Source organism: Rhizobacter sp. Root404, from assembly GCF_001425865.1.
Classification (GTDB): Bacteria; Pseudomonadota; Gammaproteobacteria; order Burkholderiales; family Burkholderiaceae_C; genus LMDS01.
Map to the genome: position 1 here is coordinate 952,154 of NZ_LMDS01000005.1, position 18,261 is coordinate 970,414.

At 68.9% G+C, this 18,261-nt stretch carries 20 protein-coding genes; 6 read left to right on the forward strand and 14 right to left on the reverse strand.

From position 1 onward, the window contains the following. Nucleotides 1-3: 3 nt before the first annotated feature. Genes ASC76_RS18530 through ASC76_RS18550 form a run of 5 tightly spaced genes read left to right on the forward strand, consistent with a single transcriptional unit; the run spans nucleotide 4 to nucleotide 5,178 of the window. Nucleotides 4-1,395, forward strand: a complete 1,392-nt coding sequence (locus ASC76_RS18530; RefSeq protein WP_056469750.1) for an aspartate aminotransferase family protein — start codon at nucleotides 4-6, stop codon at nucleotides 1,393-1,395. A 12-nt stretch (nucleotides 1,396-1,407) separates the two neighbouring features. Then, complete coding sequence (locus ASC76_RS18535) at nucleotides 1,408-2,520, forward strand: ABC transporter ATP-binding protein (protein ID WP_056469753.1); 1,113 nt, start codon at nucleotides 1,408-1,410, stop codon at nucleotides 2,518-2,520. Then, nucleotides 2,517-3,431, forward strand: a complete 915-nt coding sequence (locus tag ASC76_RS26275) for an ABC transporter permease (RefSeq protein WP_056469755.1) — start codon at nucleotides 2,517-2,519, stop codon at nucleotides 3,429-3,431. Before ASC76_RS18535 ends, ASC76_RS26275 begins: the two co-directional genes overlap by 4 nt. Further along, nucleotides 3,428-4,267, forward strand: a complete 840-nt coding sequence (locus ASC76_RS18545; RefSeq protein WP_056469758.1) for an ABC transporter permease — start codon at nucleotides 3,428-3,430, stop codon at nucleotides 4,265-4,267. Before ASC76_RS26275 ends, ASC76_RS18545 begins: the two co-directional genes overlap by 4 nt. Further along, complete coding sequence (locus ASC76_RS18550) at nucleotides 4,267-5,178, forward strand: DMT family transporter (protein ID WP_056469761.1); 912 nt, start codon at nucleotides 4,267-4,269, stop codon at nucleotides 5,176-5,178. The genes ASC76_RS18545 and ASC76_RS18550 overlap by 1 nt, the downstream gene beginning before the upstream one ends. Here ASC76_RS18550 and dusA read toward each other — a convergent pair whose 3' ends face one another. From dusA to ASC76_RS18620, 14 genes are all read right to left on the reverse strand, one after another. Next, nucleotides 5,179-6,246 (reverse strand): tRNA dihydrouridine(20/20a) synthase DusA, encoded by a 1,068-nt coding sequence (gene dusA, locus ASC76_RS18555; protein ID WP_082549345.1) that lies wholly within the window; start codon nucleotides 6,244-6,246, stop codon nucleotides 5,179-5,181. 112 nt (nucleotides 6,247-6,358) lie between these two features. Then, on the reverse strand, nucleotides 6,359-6,544 hold the full coding sequence (locus ASC76_RS18560; RefSeq protein WP_162247145.1) for a hypothetical protein: 186 nt from the start codon (nucleotides 6,542-6,544) through the stop codon (nucleotides 6,359-6,361). Between the two features lie 77 nt (nucleotides 6,545-6,621). After that, complete coding sequence (locus tag ASC76_RS18565) at nucleotides 6,622-6,858, reverse strand: hypothetical protein (RefSeq protein WP_056469768.1); 237 nt, start codon at nucleotides 6,856-6,858, stop codon at nucleotides 6,622-6,624. Between the two features lie 65 nt (nucleotides 6,859-6,923). After that, nucleotides 6,924-7,808, reverse strand: coding sequence for an alpha/beta hydrolase (locus ASC76_RS18570; protein WP_056469770.1), 885 nt, complete (start codon nucleotides 7,806-7,808; stop codon nucleotides 6,924-6,926). A gap of 17 nt (nucleotides 7,809-7,825) precedes the next feature. Further along, nucleotides 7,826-8,641, reverse strand: a complete 816-nt coding sequence (locus ASC76_RS18575; protein WP_082549278.1) for a triacylglycerol lipase — start codon at nucleotides 8,639-8,641, stop codon at nucleotides 7,826-7,828. Between the two features lie 31 nt (nucleotides 8,642-8,672). Next, complete coding sequence (locus tag ASC76_RS18580; RefSeq protein WP_056469774.1) at nucleotides 8,673-10,286, reverse strand: wax ester/triacylglycerol synthase family O-acyltransferase; 1,614 nt, start codon at nucleotides 10,284-10,286, stop codon at nucleotides 8,673-8,675. Between the two features lie 87 nt (nucleotides 10,287-10,373). Next, nucleotides 10,374-11,252: a DMT family transporter gene (locus ASC76_RS18585; protein ID WP_056469777.1), complete on the reverse strand. Its 879-nt coding sequence runs from the start codon at nucleotides 11,250-11,252 to the stop codon at nucleotides 10,374-10,376. Next, entirely contained in the window at nucleotides 11,252-12,673 is a 1,422-nt protein-coding gene (gene dnaB, locus ASC76_RS18590) for a replicative DNA helicase (protein ID WP_056469779.1), read from the reverse strand. The genes ASC76_RS18585 and dnaB overlap by 1 nt, the downstream gene beginning before the upstream one ends. Before the next feature lie 149 nt (nucleotides 12,674-12,822). After that, on the reverse strand, nucleotides 12,823-13,275 hold the full coding sequence (rplI, locus tag ASC76_RS18595; RefSeq protein ID WP_056469782.1) for a 50S ribosomal protein L9: 453 nt from the start codon (nucleotides 13,273-13,275) through the stop codon (nucleotides 12,823-12,825). Between the two features lie 11 nt (nucleotides 13,276-13,286). Next, nucleotides 13,287-13,577, reverse strand: coding sequence for a 30S ribosomal protein S18 (rpsR, locus tag ASC76_RS18600; RefSeq protein WP_056469785.1), 291 nt, complete (start codon nucleotides 13,575-13,577; stop codon nucleotides 13,287-13,289). Nucleotides 13,578-13,636: 59 nt separating this feature from the next. After that, complete coding sequence (gene priB, locus ASC76_RS18605) at nucleotides 13,637-13,918, reverse strand: primosomal replication protein N (RefSeq protein ID WP_056469787.1); 282 nt, start codon at nucleotides 13,916-13,918, stop codon at nucleotides 13,637-13,639. A gap of 31 nt (nucleotides 13,919-13,949) precedes the next feature. Then, nucleotides 13,950-14,360: a 30S ribosomal protein S6 gene (gene rpsF / locus ASC76_RS18610; RefSeq protein WP_056469791.1), complete on the reverse strand. Its 411-nt coding sequence runs from the start codon at nucleotides 14,358-14,360 to the stop codon at nucleotides 13,950-13,952. A gap of 106 nt (nucleotides 14,361-14,466) precedes the next feature. Then, nucleotides 14,467-16,560 carry a sodium:solute symporter family protein gene (locus ASC76_RS18615; RefSeq protein WP_056469795.1) on the reverse strand — a complete coding sequence of 698 codons (2,094 nt, stop codon included), beginning with the start codon at nucleotides 16,558-16,560 and terminating at the stop codon, nucleotides 14,467-14,469. Then, nucleotides 16,561-16,830 (reverse strand): DUF4212 domain-containing protein, encoded by a 270-nt coding sequence (locus ASC76_RS18620; RefSeq protein WP_056469798.1) that lies wholly within the window; start codon nucleotides 16,828-16,830, stop codon nucleotides 16,561-16,563. A gap of 149 nt (nucleotides 16,831-16,979) precedes the next feature. Here ASC76_RS18620 and ASC76_RS18625 point away from each other — a divergent pair, with 149 nt between their 5' ends. After that, complete coding sequence (locus ASC76_RS18625; RefSeq protein ID WP_056469799.1) at nucleotides 16,980-18,260, forward strand: hypothetical protein; 1,281 nt, start codon at nucleotides 16,980-16,982, stop codon at nucleotides 18,258-18,260. Nucleotide 18,261 lies beyond the last annotated feature (1 nt).

An 18,261-nucleotide genomic window follows, 5' to 3' on the forward strand; every position in this document is an offset into this window, starting at 1 on the left:
ACGATGACCGAAAGAACCACCGCCCAGCGCAGCACCCAGGAGTGGCAGGCCGCCGATGCCGCCCACTACCTGCACCCGTTCACCGATTTCAAGTCGCTCGCCGCCAAGGGCTCGCGCGTGATCGTCTCGGCCGACGACATCTACCTGCGCGACAGCGACGGCGCGAAGATCCTCGACGCGATGTCCGGCCTGTGGTGCGTCAATGTCGGTTACGGCCGCACCGAACTGATCGAGGCGGCGACGCGGCAGATGACCACGCTGCCGTTCTACAACAGCTTCTTCCAGACCGCGACGCCCCCCGCGATCGAGCTGGCCGAGCTGCTCGCGCAGGTGACCCCGCCGCAGTTCAACCACGTGTTCTTCTCGGGCTCGGGCTCGGAGGGCAACGACACGATCGTGCGCATGGTGCGCCGCTACTGGGACGTGCTCGGCCAGCCCGAGCGCAGCGTGATCATCAGCCGCAACAACGCGTACCACGGCTCGACGATGGCCGGCGCCTCGCTCGGCGGCATGAGCGGGATGCACGAACAGGGCGGGCTGCCGATTCCCGGCATCGTCCACATCGAGCAGCCGTTCTGGTTCGAGCTCGGGCAAGACATGAGCCGCGACGCGTTCGGGCTGAAGGCCGCGGGCTGGCTGGAGGAGAAGATCCTCGAACTCGGCGCCGACAAGGTCGCCGCGTTCATCGGCGAGCCGGTGCAGGGCGCCGGTGGCGTGATCGTGCCGCCCGACAGCTACTGGCCCGAGATCCAGCGCATCTGCGACCGATACGGCGTGCTGCTGGTCTCCGACGAGGTGATCTGCGGCTTCGGCCGCACCGGGCACTGGTTCGGCTGCGAGACCTTCGGCTTCAAGCCCGACCTGATGACCTTCGCGAAAGGCGTGACCTCGGGCTACGTGCCGCTCGGCGGCGTGATGGTCGGCGATCGCATCGCGAACGTGCTGATCGAGCAAGGCGGCGAGTTCAACCACGGCTACACCTACAGCGGTCACCCGGTCGCCTGCGCGGTGGCGCTCGCGAACATCCGCGTGCTGCAGCGAGAGCGCATCGTCGAGCGCGTGCACGACGACACGGGGCCCTACCTGGCCGAGCAGTTCGCGACCTTGATGGACCACTCGCTGGTCGGCGAGGTGCAGACCTGTGGCCTGATGGGCGCGGTGCAGCTCGTGAAGGACAAGGCCACGCTGGCCACCTTCGATCCCGCGCTCAGCATCGGCATGGTCTGCCGAGGCCACTGCTTCGGCAACGGCCTGATCATGCGCGCGGTGGGCGACCGGATGATCGTCGCGCCGCCGCTGGTCATCACCCGCGCGCAGATCGACGAGATGATGGCGCTGATCCGGCGCTGCCTCGACCTGACGCTGGCCGACGTCAGAACCCACGGCTGGGCATGAAAAAATAGTGGGATGAGCACTGAACCCGCATTCCTGCAGATTCGCGACATCGTCAAGGACTTCGGCGGCCACAAGGCCGTCAACCACGTCAGCATCGACATCGCCAAAGGCGAGATCTTCGCGCTGCTGGGCTCCAGCGGCTGCGGCAAGACGACGCTGCTGCGCATGCTCGCCGGCTTCGAGACGCCGACCTCCGGCAGCATCGTGCTCGACGGGCGCGATCTCGCCGGGCTGCCGCCGTACGAGCGGCCGCTGAACATGATGTTCCAGAGCTACGCGCTGTTCCCGCACCTGACGGTGGCCGACAACATCGCGTTCGGCCTGAGGCGCGACGGACTGCCCGCCGCCGAGGTGGCCGCCCGGGTGCAGGCGATGCTCAAGCTCGTGCAGCTCGAGAAGTTCGGCCAGCGCAAGCCGCACCAGCTGTCGGGCGGCCAGCAGCAGCGCGTCGCGCTCGCGCGCAGCCTCGCGAAGAAGCCGCAGCTGCTGCTGCTCGACGAGCCGCTGGGCGCACTCGACAAGAAGCTGCGCGAAGAGACGCAGATCGAGCTCGTCAACATCATCCACGAGGTCGGCGTGACCTGCGTGATGGTCACCCACGACCAGGAGGAGGCGATGACGATGGCCTCGCGGATCGCGGTGATGAGCGAAGGCCGCTTCCTGCAGGTCGGCGCGCCGGCGGAGATCTACGAGACCCCGGCCAACCGCTTCGTCGCCGATTTCATCGGCAACGTCAACCTGATGGACGGCACGCTGGTCAAGGACGAGACCGACCATGTGCTGGTGCGCTGTGCCGACTGCACGCACTACGTCGGCCACGGCATCACCGGCACCGAGGGCATGCCGGTGTCGGTGGCGCTGCGGCCGGAGAAGATCCGCATCGCGCGCGAGGCGCCCTCGCCCACGCCCGACGATCCGCAAGGCGAGTACAACCGCGCCCGCGGCACCGTCAAGGACATGGCCTACTTCGGCAGCTTCACCGTCTACCACCTCGCGCTGGAAAGCGGCGCGGTGCTGAAGATCAGCGCCGGCAACACCGAGCGGCACCGCGACCATGCGATCGCGGTCGGCGATACCGCATGGGCGCATTGGTCGCCGACCGCACAGGTGGTGTTGACCTCATGAGCGGCGCCGCCGACCGCCGCGGCTGGCGCGTGATCGCGCCGCCCTACCTGTGGCTGCTGCTGTTCTTCCTGCTGCCGTTCCTGATCGTGCTGAAGATCAGCGTCTCGGAGATGGACGTCGCCAGCGTCAAGGACGTGCTGACGATGCAGGACGGCCGGCTCGACCTGAACCTGCGCTTCGGCAACTACCTGACGCTGGTCACCGACGACCTGTACTTCTCGACCTACCTGTCGAGCCTGAAGTACGCGGCCGTGACGACCGTGCTGTGCCTGCTGATCGGCTACCCGTTCGCCTACTTCATGGCGCGCGCCCGCGCCACGGTCCAGCCCGCGCTGCTGATGCTGGTGATGCTGCCGTTCTGGACCTCGTTCCTGCTGCGCGTGTACGCGTGGAAGGGGCTGCTGACCGAGCACGGCTGGGCGCACGCGGTCATCACCTCGACCGGCCTGGACCAGGTGCTGCTGCGCACCGGCCTGATCCCCGGCGAAGGCCAGCTGATGAACACGCCGTTCTCGCTCGTGCTGGGCATGACCTACACCTACCTGCCCTTCATGATCCTGCCGCTGTACTCCAACCTCGCGAAGATGGACCTGCGCCTGCTCGAGGCGGCGAGCGATCTCGGCGCCACCGCATGGGTCGCATTCTGGAAGATCACGGTGCCGCTGTCGAAGGCCGGCATCGTCGCCGGCGCGATGCTGGTGTTCATTCCCTGCGTCGGCGAATACGTGATCCCCGAACTGCTCGGCGGCCCGCAGACTCAGATGATCGGCCGCACGCTGTGGGACGAATTCTTCAGCAACAACGACTGGCCGATGGCCTCGGCCGTCGCCGCCGCGATGGTGCTGCTGGTGATCGTGCCGCTGGCGCTGTTCAACAAGTTCCAGGCCGAGTCCACGGAGCGCCGGCCGTGAGCGCGGCCCGCTTCAACAAGTGGTTCGGGCGCGGCTGGCTGTCGCTCGGGTACGCCTTCCTGTACCTGCCGATCCTGGCGCTGGTGATCTTCTCGTTCAACGACTCGCCGGTGCCCAACGTCTGGGGTCGCTTCACGCTGAAGTGGTACGCCGCGCTCGGCACCGACACCGAAATCCTCAGCGGGCTGTGGCTGTCGCTGCGGATCGCGTTCTTCACGGCATGCGCGTCGGTCGTGCTGGGCACGCTCGCTGCGCTGGCATTGGTCAAGCACCGGCGTTTCATCGGCCGCACCCTGTTCTCGGGCATGCTGAGCGCGCCGCTGGTGATGCCCGAAGTCATCATCGGCCTGTCGCTGCTGCTCATGCTGGTGGCGCTGCAGAAGGCGCTCGGCTTCCCCGAGCGCGGGCTGATGACCATCTGGCTCGGCCACCTGCTGCTCGGCATGGCCTACGCCGCGGTCGTCGTGCAGGCGCGGCTCAAGGACCTGAACCCGCAGCTGGAAGAGGCCGCGATGGACCTCGGCGCTCGGCCGGGACAGGTGTTCTGGCTGGTCACGCTGCCGATGATCTCGCAGGCGCTGATGTCGGCCTGGCTGCTGACCTTCACGCTGTCGCTGGATGACGTGGTGCTGTCGGCCTTCCTGTCCGGGCCGGGCGCCACGACGATGCCGCTGGTGATCTTCTCGCGCGCGCGCCTCGGCCTGAACCCGAGCGTGAACGCGGTCGCGACGCTGACGGTGCTGCTGGTCTCCGTCGGCGTGGTCTGCGCGAGCCTGCTGATCGCCCGCCGCGAGCGCCTGCGCGCGGCCGAGATCGCAGCCGCCGCGCGCGCGTGATGAGCGCGGTGCTTCAGCGGCCGCACGCGCCGTGGCTGTCGTTCCTGTGCCTGGCCGGCAGCATGGCGCTGGTCGGCAGCTATGTCGGGCTGTCGAAGGTGCTGGTGCTGGTGTTTCCGGTCTTCCTGCTCGCTTTCCTGCGCTTCGGCATCGCCGCGATCGCGATGGCCGGCTGGGTGCGGCGCGGCGCGGCGGAGCCGGCCCTGAACGCGCACGACCGGCGGCTGCTGTTCCTGGAATCGTTCTTCGGCAACTTCCTGTTCTCGATCTGCATGCTGTTCGGCGTCTCGATGACCTCGGCGCTGGCGGCGGGCGTGATCATGGCGGGCATCCCGGCGGCCGTGGCGCTGCTGTCGCGGGTGTTCCTGCGCGAGCGGATCGCGCTGCGCACGATGCTGGGTATCGCCTGCGCGGTCGGCGGCATCGCACTGGTGTCGGTGACCAAGAACACCGACCCGGCGGTGCACAGCTCGCTGCTCGGCAACCTGCTGCTGGTGGCCGCGGTGCTGTGCGAGGCCAGCTATGTCGTTATCGGCAAGAAGCTCACCGGCAAGGTCAGCCCGAAGCGCATCAGCGCGCTGATCAACCTGTGGGGATTGGCACTGGTCGCGCCGTTCGGCGTCTGGCAGGCGCTGCGCTTCGACTTCGGTGCGGTCGGGGCGGCGTCGTGGTGGCTGCTGGCCTTCTATTCGATCGCGGCCAGCATGATCACGGTGTGGCTGTGGATGACCGGGCTGAAGCACGTGCCGGCGTCGAAGGCCGGGATCTTCACGGTGCTGCTGCCGGTGAGCGCGGCCGCGGTCGGCGTGCTGTTCCTCGGCGAGCGCTTCAGCGCCGCCCAGGCGGCGGCGTTCGCACTCGCGCTGGCCGGCGTCGTGCTGGCGACCTGGCCGTCGCGCGCCGTGCCGTGATCAGGCGAAGGCGTCGGCGCCCTCGCGCGCGAGGCGACTGACTTCGGCCGGGTCGGCCTGCTTCAGCCGATGGTCGGACCACACCTGGCGCCAACGCCGTGCCCCTGGCAGGCCGTTGCGCAGGCCGAGCATATGGCGCGACACGTGCGACCACGGCTCCCCGCCGGCCACCACGCGCTGCATGTAGGCGACCATCCGGTCCTCGATCGCGTCGCGGTCGTGCTCGACCGGCGGATCACCGAAGAAGCGCGCATCCCAGTCGGCCATCAGCCACGGGTGGTGATAAGGCTCGCGGCCGAGCATCACGCCATCGAGCGGTTCGAGTTGCTCGGCGATCTGTGCGTTGGTCTTGATGCCGCCGTTCAGCACGATGGTCAGCGCCGGGAATTCGCGCTTCAGCTGGTGGACCAACTCGTAGCGCAGCGGCGGCAGCTCGCGGTTCTCCTTCGGGCTGAGACCCTTCAGCCACGCGTTGCGGGCATGCACGATGAACACCTCGCACCCTGCCTCGGCGACCGTGCCGACAAAGTCGCGCACGAAGGAATAACTCTCGGTCCGGTCGATGCCGATCCGGTGCTTGACCGTCACCGGCAGCGAGACCGCGTCGCGCATGGCCTTCACGCAGTCGGCCACCAGCTGCGGCTCGGCCATCAGGCAGGCGCCGAACGCGCCGCGCTGCACGCGCTCGCTCGGGCAGCCGCAGTTCAGGTTGATCTCGTCGTAGCCCCGCTGCGCGGCGAGCTTCGCGCAGTGCGCCAGGTCGGCCGGTTCGCTGCCACCCAGCTGCAGCGCGAGGGGGTGCTCTGCCGCATCGAAATCGAGGTGGCGCGGCACGTCACCGTGCAGCAGCGCGCCGGTCGTCACCATCTCGGTGTACAGGTGGGTGCGCTTCGTCAGCAGGCGATGGAAGTAGCGGCAATGCCGGTCGGTCCAGTCCATCATCGGGGCAACCGACAATTTCCACGGCAAACTTCTAGAACGGACGGAGGCTGTGTCGAAAGTAGTCACTGACAAAAAAGGCACTGGGCGCAAGGATTGGTGCACACGCGGTGCAAGCAAGCGAGTCATCGAGCGCACCTGCCAGGCACGCGATGGGTGCATCCGGCTCGAACTCGATGCCCACATTCTCCCAGCTACCAGCCGCCATTGGCGCGGGACGGCCTGGGGAATCCGGATGCGTTTAGCGGGTTCGCCGATCCTCGTCGATCCACGGATCCCGAACGAGGCGGGCCCAGCGAAAGACCAGGAACAAGGCGAACCCGCTGAAGGCCAGGCTGGCGGCCCATGCGTTCGCCGGAGGTGTCGCGCAGATCGCGGCGGCGCCGACGCACACGCCCAACGCGAAGCGCTCGACGAACACCGGCATGCCGGCGATGGCCCGCACGCCGGCCAACAGGCGGGAGGGCGCGAAGCGGGGTGGCTCGGGCCTGTCCAGGGGTGCCCTCAGCGAAGTTCCGCCAGCGCCGTCGACATCGGCGGCGAGTCCGTCTCACGCTGTGCCACCACGAGCATGAAGTCGCGCATCGCGCGTTCCATGTTGACCAGCAGCCCATCCAGCCGCTGCAGATCGGCGGGGTCGGCGCGTTCCCACCTGGACTTCTCGAACAAGTACGCTGCGCGCCACCGCGCCCAGTCCTGGAATGCCAGGTCGAGCAGGTAGGCGTACAGGTCGGGAGCCATGGAGCCACTATGGGGCCTGCGCCATGGGCGTCTGTGCGGCAGCGCACACCGCCGCATGTAACTGCTCAGGCGCGCCTGGCGGCCCCGGCGATCCCTGCGACGAAGCGCGGCCACAGCGGCGTCGGCAGGTCGTGGCCCATGCCGGGGATCAGGTCGATCTCGGCACCGGCGATCTTCGCGCCCAGATCGATGCCCGCCTCGACCGGCACCAGCGGATCGGCCTTGCCGTGGATGATCTGCGTCGGCTGCCTGATCTGTCCGAGCAACGGCGAGCGGTTGCCGTCGGCCGCGATCGCGACCATCTGGCGCGCGGTGCCGGCGGGCCGGTACGAACGGCGCACCGACTGGCCCAGTCGCTCCTGCAGGTAGGCCTCGGGCGCGGGATAGTCGGGGCTGCCGATCAGGCGGTAGAGCTTCACGTAGTGCTCGATCACGCTCTGCACGTTCTTCGGATCGGCCGGACGCGAGATCAGCGCGCTGCGCACCTTGAGCGACGGTCCGGGCAGCGAGCGCGCGCCGCTGCTGGTCATGATCAGCGTCAGGCTCTTGACGCGCTGCGGGTGCCGTACCGCCAGCTGCTGCGCGATCATGCCGCCCATCGAGGCGCCGCAGATGTGTGCCGACGGAATGCCCATCGCGGCCAGCAGCGCGGCGGTGTCGTCGGCCATGTCGGCCACGGTGTACGGCGCCTTGATCTTCATGCCGACGGCGAAGCGCAGCGAGTCGAGCGCGAGGTTGGGCACGCCGAGGTGATCGAAACGCTGGCTCAGGCCGATGTCGCGGTTGTCGAAGCGGATCACGCGGAAACCGCGCGCCACCAGCATCGCGACGAAGTCGGGGTGCCAGGCGACGAGTTGCATGCCCAGCCCCATGATCAGGACCAGCGGCTCGCCAGCGGGCGAACCATGGTCCTCGACTTCGAGGGAAATGCCGTTGGCGGAAATCTGCATGGTCGGGGTCGCGGGAATCAGGTCGTGGTGGTGGATGGCGCTGCGCCGCCGAAGAACCAGCGCCGCGCGCCGCTCGCAGCGAAGGGCTGCCACTGGCCGCTGGGCTGCACCAGCCGGTCGGCGATCGCATACAGCGCCAGCGGGTTCATGCCCATGCCGGTGTGGCTGGCCTGGACCTCGATGTTCTCGACGATCGGCCCCGGCTCGTTCAGGCTGCACTGCCACGAGACGATGCCGTCGGTGCGCGAGTAGATCGAGGTGGTCGGCACCGGCGGGGGCGTTCGTAGGCGCGCGATCATCGCCGGGTCGTGCGCCTTCTGGCCGCTCAGCATCTCGAAGATGCGCCAGGCGTTGGTCGCGCGCGGGTGGCCGCTGAATGGCGTGCCCAGGGTGATCACGCAGCGCGTGTGGTCGGGCAGTTCCTTGGCCATCTCGCGGGCGTACAGACCGCCCAGGCTCCAGCCGATCAGGCTGACCGGCTGGCCGTGCTTCTCGGCGAGCGCGCGCACGTCGGCGGCGCACTGCTTCAGCACGCCGTCGCGCGGACCGAAATTGAAGCCCTGCCCCCAGGCCTGCGTGACGTACCCGAGCCCGTCGAGAAAGTTGCGCAGCGGCACGGTGGTGAAGTCGTTGGCGCCCATGCCGGGAAACACGAGCACCGGGTGCCCATCGCCTCGCGGCAGCCGCCGCAGCCAGGGCGTGGCGGCAACCATCGCACCGAACTCCCAGAAGGCCCGCGCTTCGAGCATCAGCAGGAACGCATTCGGCGGGCGCAGGTCGTCGTCGGGAAACGGTGGCGGCGTCGGCACGCGGGTTCGTGGAAGTCGGGGCATGCCGCTGGGAGGCAGTGGGGACCGGCGCATGTTACCGGGCGCTGCGCGCCGCCTTGGGGGCACCGGCAGCGGAACGGGCCCCGGATCGGGGGGTGGCCTTCGGCACGACCTTCCTGGCCGCGACCTTTTTCACGGCCGCCCGCGCGACCGGTGCCACGGGGGCGACCGGCTCTGCCGCCACGCTGGGCGGCAGCGCCTGGAACTCGTCGAACGCAGCCTGCACATGGCCCGCGAGTTCGGCGACCTCGGGCATCGCCTCGCCGCAGGCGATCAACCCGAACTCGAGCGACTGGTCGTAGGTCTGCACCGTGATGTTCAGGGCCACGCCGTGCACGACGATCGAGGTCGGGTAGTTGGTCAACATGCGCGCGCCGGCCATGTAGAGCGGCACGGTCGGGCCGGGCACGTTCGAGATCGTGACGTTCGCGACCGCCGGGATGCGATCGGCGACGCGCGCCTTCTCGTACAGCGAGCTCAGCCCGGCCATCAGCCAGGGCACGCCCACCGACGGGAAGTCGGTCGGCATCAGGCTCTTCATCGCGCCCATGTTGGCCTTCATCGCCGCCGTGGCGGCCAGCACGTGGGCGAGGCGCTTGGCCGGGTCGGCGATGTGGGTGCCGAGGCTGACGATCGTCATCGTCGCCTGGTTGTTGGACGAGGTGTCGCCCTTGGCGCGGGTGGAGATCGGCACGCCCGCGACCATCGACTTGCGCGGCAACGGTCCGTGCTTCAGGAAGTTGCGGCGCAGCGCGCCGCTGCAGATCATCAGGACCGCGTCGTTCAGGCTGGCCTTGTGCTTGCGGCGGGTTGCGTTGATCGCGGCGAGCGGCAGGCTGATCGACGCGAACGCACGCGTGTCCGAGACCGTGGTGTTGAGCCGCGTGCGCGGCGCCAGCGCAAGGTTGCTAACGCTCTTTCCCTTGGCGGCGGCGCCCTGCCCCTTCAGCCGCGAGGCGACCGCGGCGACGGTGCCGCCGGCCGTGTCGCCGACCTTCTGACCCGCCATCTGCGACAGCACGCCGACGGTGCCGGGGATGGCCTTCACGGCATCCATCACGAGGCCAAGCTGGTTGCCGAGCGCGCCGCGCAGCATGTCGAGCGCGCTGCGTTCGCGGCGGACGCGGCCGTGGCGCTGCTGATCGACCTCGCGGCCGGCGGGGCTCAGATCGAGGATCGCCTGGCCGAGCGCAACCGCGGCCTGGCCGTCGACCGCGGCGTGGTGCAGCTGCGTGTACATCGCAAAGCGCTTGGAGCCGCCCGGGCCGTCCTTCAGGCCGGTGAAGACGTGGAACTTCCACAACGGGCGGCTGCGGTCCAGCAGCACCGGATGCAACTTGCCGACCTGCGCCTCGAGCTCGGCCTGCCCGCTGCCCTTCTTCAGCTTGATGCCGACGATGTGCTGCTCGAGATCGGGCTCGTCATCGACCCAGACCGGGTTGCTCAGGTTCAGCGGCATCTTGACGAGCCTCTGGCGCAGTGCCGGCGCCAGCACCAGGCGCTCGGCCATGTGCGCCCGCATGTCGGCGAGGAAGTCGCCCCGGTAGTCGGCCGGCAACTCGAAGTTGTGCAGCGCGCCGACGTGCATCGGCATCTGCGGCGTCTCGAGGTGGAGGAAGCTGGCGTCGAGGCCGGGGAGCTGTTTCATGGGCGACGCCTTTCATGCGGGGGAATGGCGCCGATGCTAGTGCCGCGCCGGCTCGGCGGCGTTGAGGGGAAGCCCTCGACCGCGGCCTCAGCGGGCCGTGCGCCGCAACGCCGCCAGCTCGTTGGCGGCCAGCGCGGTCAGCACCATGGCGCCGCCGCCGAGCACGTGGAAGGCCGGCGCCTCACCGGCACCGAGCCAGGCCCAGGCGACGCCGAAGATGACTTCGAGCAGCGCGAGCAGCGAGGCCTCGGGCGCGCTCAGGTGGCGGGCCACCGACACCGCCATCAGGCATGGGATCGACAGCTGCACCACACCGAGCAGCGCGAGCAGGCCCAGGTCGTGTGCCGAGGCCGCGAACGGCAGCGACAGCGGCAGCGTCAGCAGAGCGGAGAGCGCAGCGCCGATCAATACCGCGGGCAGGAGGTCCACATCCGAGTTGCCCCGGGTGTGCTGGATCACGACCCAGTTGACCGCCGCGGCGATGGGCACACCCAGTGCGACCAGGGTACCGATCAGGTGCTGCGGATCCGCCGCGCTGAACTCGCGCGCGTACATCCAGGCGATGCCGATCCCGGCGACGACGATCGCGGCCCAGGTCCGCACCGCGAGCCGGTGACCGAGCGCCACGCGTGAGATCAGCGCCGTCATTAGCGGCGCGCTGGCCATCGTGATCAGCACGTTCGCCACGCTGGTCAGCGTGATCGCGACCATGAACGCGGTGAACATCACGCACCAGCACGCGCCCGACAGCCACAGCGTGCGGCCGCCGTCGCGCAGCGAGCGCACCAGCGTCGCGCGGCCGCGGATGGCCGGCAGCAGGATCAACAGCGCGAGCACGGTGAACGCGCTGCGCCAGAACGTGACTTCGAAGCTGCGTGCCGCCTCGAGGTGGCGCGTGACGACGCCGGCGATGCTCCACATCAGCGTGACGACGATCATCGTCGCCACGGCCCTTCCATGCGTCATCAGTAGTCCGAGCTGCCCGCGCTGCCCGGTGCCAGGTTGTCGAACTTGGTCAGCGGCTTGTTGAAGAACAGCTTGACCGTGCCGGTCGGCCCGTTGCGCTGCTTGCCGATGATGATCTCGGCGATGCCGGGCTCCTTGCTGGCTTCTTTGTTGTAGTAGTCGTCGCGGTAGATGAACATGATGACGTCGGCGTCCTGTTCGATCGCGCCGGACTCGCGCAGGTCGCTCATCATCGGGCGCTTGTCGGTGCGGGTCTCGACGCTGCGGTTCAGCTGCGACAGCGCGATCACCGGGCACTTCAGTTCCTTGGCCAGGGACTTCAGGCCGCGCGAGATCTCGCCGATAACGGTCGCGCGGTTCTCGTCGCTGGTGCCGCCGCTGCCGCTCATCAGCTGCAGATAGTCGACCACGATCATGCCGAGCTGGCCGCACTGGCGCGCTTGGCGGCGGGCGCGGGCGCGGACCTCGGTCGGCGTCAGCGCCGAGCTCTCGTCGATGAACATGCTCACGGTGCCGAGCTTCTCCACCGCCTCGGACAGGCGGCTCCACTCGTCGTCCTTCAGCCGCCCGGTGCGCAGGTTGCTCTGGTCGATGCGGCCGAGCGACCCGACCAGACGCAACGCCAGCTGCGCCGCGCCCATTTCCATCGAGAACACGACGACCGGCAGGCCTTCGCTGACGGCGACGTGCTCGGCGATGTTCAGCGCGAACGCGGTCTTGCCCATCGACGGCCGCGCCGCCAGCACGATCAGGTCGCCGGGCTGGAAGCCCGAGGTCATGCGGTCGAGGTCGAAGTAGCCGGTGCGCACGCCGGTCACGTCCTCGGCGCCGTTCTCGTGCAGCTCGGTGACGCGGTCGAGCAGCTGCACGACCAGCGTGTCCATGCTCTGGAAGCCCTGCTGCGACTGCGAGCCCTCCTCGCCGATGCGGAAGATCTTGCCCTCGGCTTCGTCGAGGATCTCGGAGACGTTGCGGCCCTGCGGGTTGAACGCGCTGGTCGCGATCTCGTCGCTCGCCGCGACCAGCTTGCGCAGCACCGCGCGCTCGCGCACGATCTCGGCGTAGCGGCGCATGTTGGCCGCGCTGGGCACGCTCTGCGCGAGCGCGTTGAGGTAGACCAGCCCGCCGCATTCCTCGGCCTTGCCCAGTCCCTGGAGTTGCTCGAACACCGTGATCACGTCGGCCGGTTTGGTCGCGCCGATCAGCGCGCCGATCGCGGCGTAGATGTGGCGGTGCTCGAAGCGGTAGAAGTCGCTGTCGGTCAGCAGGTCGCCGGCGCGGTCCCATGCGCTGTTGTCGAGCAACAGGCCGCCGAGCACGCTCTGCTCGGCCTCGACCGAGTGCGGCGGAATGCGCAGCTTGGAGACTTCGTCGTCAGGGCGGGTCGAACTGGAATCGCGCGGTGGAAAGACGGCCGACATCGTGGGGTGGTCCTGCAAACCGGCAGCGGCGCGGGCCTGTTGACAAGCCTGTGCACATCCGGTGGGTGAGCGGGTGAAACTTGGTGAAAAGCGTGCCCCAAAGAGAAAGGCCGGCAATGCCGGCCCTTCGAATCGAGCAGGGTGAAACCTTAATCGGTTTCGCCGAGCACGACAACCTTGACTTCCACGACCACATCGGTGTGCGGTGCGACGGTCACGGTGTGCTCGCCGACGGTCTTCAGCGGACCGTTGGGCATGCGCACCTGCGCCTTCGCGACCTTGAAGTCGATGCGGGTCAGCGCATCGGCGATGTCGGCGTTGGTGACCGAGCCGAACAGGCGACCATCGACGCCGGCCTTCTGCGTGATGTGCACGGTGCGGCCGCTCATCTTCTCGCCCAGCGCGGTGGCTGCAGCGAGCTTTTCGGCAGCGGCCTTCTCGAGCTCGGCGCGCTTGGCTTCGAATTCCTTGATCGCCGATTCGGTCGCGCGGCGGGCCGCACGGGTCGGGATCAGGAAGTTGCGGGCGTAACCGTCCTTGACCTTGACGACATCGCCGAGGTTGCCGAGGTTGGCGACTTTTTCCAGCAGGATGATTTGCATGTGGGTGCTCCTCAGACCTTGTGCTGGTCGCTGTACGGCAGCATCGCCAGGAAACGGGCGCGCTTGATGCACGTCGTCAGCTGGCGCTGGAAGAACGCGCGCGTGCCGGTCAGGCGGGCGGGCGTGATCTTGCCGTTCTCACCGATGAAATCGCGCAGCGTGTCGATGTCTTTGTAATCGATCTGCTTGACGCCGGTGACCGTGAAGCGGCAGAAGCGCTTGCGACGGAACAGCAGCGATTGGGTATTGCGCTTGGGCTTGCGGTCCTTGGAGAACCGACCTTTACCACGTGGCGGGGGCATATTGACACCTCATTGATGCGCTCGTTGATTCGAGCAGTGAGCCGATCGAGTTCAAATCCTCAATCGAGCTCCGTTACATGGAACACGACACCTCGGCCGTTGCGCTGCGATCCCAGGAAGCCGGCAAAGCCGTGCTCGCTTCCCAGCTCGAGCTTCTCGACGCGCGTCGTGATCTCACCGATCGCCCGGGCCCGGATGTCGAACCAGACCTTGCGGGGTTTGCCGTCCTGGGTGACCTCCGATTCGTGCTTCAAGCTCAAATCGAGGGCCGGCAGGCCGGCGGGGGTGTATCGCAACGCGCCTCGCTCCACCAGCTGCGCCGTCAGAACCAGCCGGTTCATCGGGCCTCACCGGGCAACGACTGGCGTGTCTTCAGGCCGAAGCCTCCTGTTGCTGGCGCTCCGGGCGGTCGCCGCGGTCACCACGCTCGGGCGGCGGAGACGACTTGCGCGAATCTTCGCGCTCGACCATCTTCATCATCACCGACGGCGCAGTCACGGCTTCGTCCTGCAGCACCGTCAGGTGGCGCAGCACGGCGTCGTTGAAGCGGAAGCCGGTTTCGAGTTCGACCAGCACGTCCTTGCTGCACTCGATGTTGATGCACAGGTAGTGCGCCTTCGCGAGCTTCTGGATCATGTAGGCCATCTGGCGACGACCCCAGTCTTCCACGCGGTGGACCTTGCCCCCGCCGGCGGTGACGACACCCTTGTAACGTTCCAGCATGGCCGGAACCTGTTCGCTTTGATCCGGGTGGATCAGCAGAACGATTTCATAATGACGCATTGAGACTCCTTGTGGATTCCGCGGCCCGCGGTGCGAAGAGCGCCGGCCGAGGCGGTGAAGCCACCCCGAAGCGTCAAGACCCGGGTGTGGCAAGGTGAGTCGATGATTATAGCCCGGGTGGCGCCGGGTCGCGCAATCCGCGCACGAAGGCGCGCGATTCGGCCGCCGGGGCCGGCGTCATCAGACTCACCAGCACGCAGGTCGCGAAGCCGACCGGCACCCCGAACACCCCGGCCGACACCGGCAGGATGCCGCCCCACAGCTCGACCGGCGCCGTCACGCCGAACAGGCCGCGCAGCCAGGCCTCGTTGCGGATCAGGTAGTACAGCGTCAGACCGAGGCCGCTGGCCATGCCGCACAGCGCGCCCCACTGATTGGCGCGGCTCCAGAAGATGCCCAGCACCAGCGCCGGAAAGAAGGCGGAAGCGGCGATCGAGAACGCCGCCGTGACCAGGAACAGGATGTCCGCCGGCCGCTGCGCCGCCACCGCCGCCGCGGCCAGCGCGGCCGCCAGCAGCAGCACCTTGGACACCGTCACCCGGCGCGCCGCGGAGGCCTGCGGCCCGAGCAGCTTGAAATAGAGATCGTGCGACAGTGCGTTGCCGATCGTCAGCAGCAGCCCGTCGGCGGTCGACAGCGCCGCCGCCAGTCCGCCGGCGGCGACCATGCCGGACACGACGTACGGCAGCCCGGCGATCTCGGGCGTCGCCAGCACGATCAGGTCGCCGCCGATGCGGATCTCGCCGAGCTGCAGGATGCCGTCGCGGTTGATGTCGACGACCGAGATCAGCGACGGATCGACCCGTGCCCAGCTGGCGATCCAGGTCGGCAGCCGGTCGAACGGCAGGCCGACCAGCCCGTTGAAGACCTCGTACTTCACCAGCACCGCCAGCGCCGGCGCCGTGAGGTACAGCAGCAGGATGAAGAACAGCGACCACGCCACCGATTCGCGCGCCGCGCGCACCGACGGCGTGGTGTAGCTGCGCATCAGGATGTGCGGCAGCGCCGCGGTGCCGACCATCAGGCAGAACACCAGCGCGATGAAGTTGCGGCGCGACTCGTCGAAGACCCGGCGCTGCGTCGCATCGCCCTGCGGGTCGCCGTTGAAGGCCTGGGCGTGCCGCGGCATGCCGGCCAGCGGCTGCGCCCGCGTCTCGTTGACGGCCTGCGCGCGCGTCCAGACCTCGCGTGCCTGCGCCTCGCTCTTGGGTTGCGTCGCCAGCGCCTTGTCGGCCGACTGGATCTCGCGCAGCGGCGCGTTGTGGGCCTTCAGGTCACGGCTGAGCTGCTGTGCCTGCGCGCGGTCGGCGACGAGTGCCGCCGGCACGTCCTTCAGCTTCGCGGCATACGCCTCGGCGCGCGCCTTGAACAGCGCGCGCACCTCGAGCTCCTTCGGGTCGCGCAGGAGCTGCTCCTCGCGCTCGCTGACCTTGGCGAGCTGTTGCCCGACGGCCAGCTGCGGCACCGGCACGCCGGTCTGCTTGACCGACAGCCAGACGACCGGGATCAGGTACGCGATCACCAGGATGATGTACTGCGCCACCTGCGTCCAGGTCACCGCGCGCATGCCGCCGAGGAACGAACACACCAGCACGCCGCCCAGCCCGAGGAAAATCCCGAGCACGAAGTCGACCCCGGTCAGCTGCGTGGTGATCAGGCCGACGCCGTAGATCTGCGCGACCAGGTAGACGAACGAGCACAGGATCGCGGCGCTCAGGCCGATCAGCCGCGGCGCGCGGCCACCGTAGCGCGCCGCGAGGAAATCGGGAATCGTGTACTCGCCGAAGCGTCGCAGGTACGGCGCCAGCAGCACGGCGACCAGCACGAAGCCGCCGGTCCAGCCCATCACGTAGGCCAGCCCGCCGTAGCCCTGCAGGTACAGCGTGCCGGCCAGCCCGATGAACGAGGCGGCGGACATCCAGTCCGCCGCGGTCGCCATGCCGTTGTACATCGCAGGCACGCGGCGCCCGGCCACGTAATACTCGGCCGCGTCGGTCGTGCGCGCGACGATGCCGATCGCGGCGTACAGGCCCACCGTGGCGAGCAGGAAGACCACGCCGATCCAGCGCCGCGGCAGGCCCGTCTGCTCCAGGATCGCCAGCAACGCGACGAACGCGACGAAGCCGACGGTATAGCGCAGGTAGATTCGGTCCAGCCGGCGGCGGAACGCGTGCGATTCGGTGCTCGACGCGGTCGCCACTCAGTCTTCTTCCGCGAGGCCGTCGACCGCGTCGATGCGGCGCATCACGCGCGCATAGACGACCACCAGCACCAGATACACGATCGACGCGCCCTGCGATGCCACCCAGAAGCTGAACGGCCAGCCCAGTACGCGGGCATCGAGCTCGCGCGCGAAGTACGCGACGCCGAATGTGACCACGAACCAGACCGCCAGCAGCGCCGCCGTGATCCGCTGGCGCCGCCGCCAGCGCGCGCCGGAAAACGAGGGCGATGGCGCGGGCGGAAGCATGGGGGCGATTGTGCAATCTTCGCCACGCGGTGCGCGGCTCGGGCCGAGCCATCGCGCTCGGGGATTGCCATTAGGGGTCGCCCGCCGGGCGGACCCAGGCCTACACTGACCGACCGCAGCGCCATCGGCCGCGTCACGCCAGCGAAGCCATGAACCGCACCTACCCGCCAAGGACGACGTCATCGCCCGATGCCTGGCAGTCGACGCGCGCCCAGACCTCGCTCGCGACCCAGATCATGGGCGAAGACGATGTCGCCGAACAGCACGACATCGGCCGACCGACCGGCAACGACCAGCGCGAGCTGTTCGTCTCGTGCCCGCCCGAGCAGGCGATGCAGCAGCAGTTCGAGCACCTGAGGCCGGAGTTCATTGCCGTCCACGACATCGCGACCGCCTCGTCGCAGAAGCTGCTGGCGGGCATGGCGGCCGCCAGCGGACGCGCGCTGCAGCACCTGATGATCCGCCGCCAGGGCAACGGCACGACCCTGGCCAACCTGGTCTTCGTCGAGCTGCCGACGGCGGACGGCCGCGTGCTGCGCATGTACTCGACCGAAGTCGATGCCGACATGGCCTCGCGCCACGCCCTCGCGCGCATGCTGCTGGCGTACAGCCGGCTCGGCGTGCTGATGGTCGGCAGCCTGCCGGGCCACGCGGTCACGACGGCGCTGAAGCCGTTCCACGAGCACATGCTGAGCGGCCCGTGGCCGAACCGGCAGTTGCTGCTGCTGCCCCTCGCGTCCGGGTGCACATTGATCTCGCAGGGCATGGAACTGGCGCGCGACACCGGCGTCGGCGTGCGCGCGACCCCGCAGGTCGGCCGTCCGGCCGACGCATGGGGATTCATCAGCGCCGCCTGGAGCCGCATGATGGAGACGCCGCCGCGGGCCGGCGAACGCCCGATGCCGGCCCTGGCGGTCGCGATGCCGAGCATGACCGCCGAAGCGCCCGCCACGATGCCGGCAACCCCGGTCCCCGTCGTCGAGCGCCGCGGGCCGGACCGGCTACAGATGCGCCCGATGCCGCCGGTGCCCACCGCCGCCACGCGCGCCATCACGCCACAGAACCCGATCGAACGCTACGTTCGACAGGTCAGCGAACTGCCCGGGATGGCGAGTTGCTGCGTGTTCGACGTGGCCACCGGTGCCGACATCGCGCACGCCGGCGCCAGTCCCGGCGCGGCGGACCTGGCCCTGCACGGCAAGACCCTGCTCGCCGGCATGAGCGCCAGCAGCCGCAGCATGGGCCTCGGCCACGTGCTTCCCGAGGCCGCCATCACGCTCGGCTCGCACCACCTGCTGCTGCGCGGCCTGCCCGGCCACCCGGGGCTGGCGCTGCATGCGGCGCTCGACAAGATGCAGGCGAACCTGACGCTGGTCCGCCTGCAGGTGCAGCGCCTGGACGCGCTGCTGGTGCCACCGCCGGGCGCCTGAG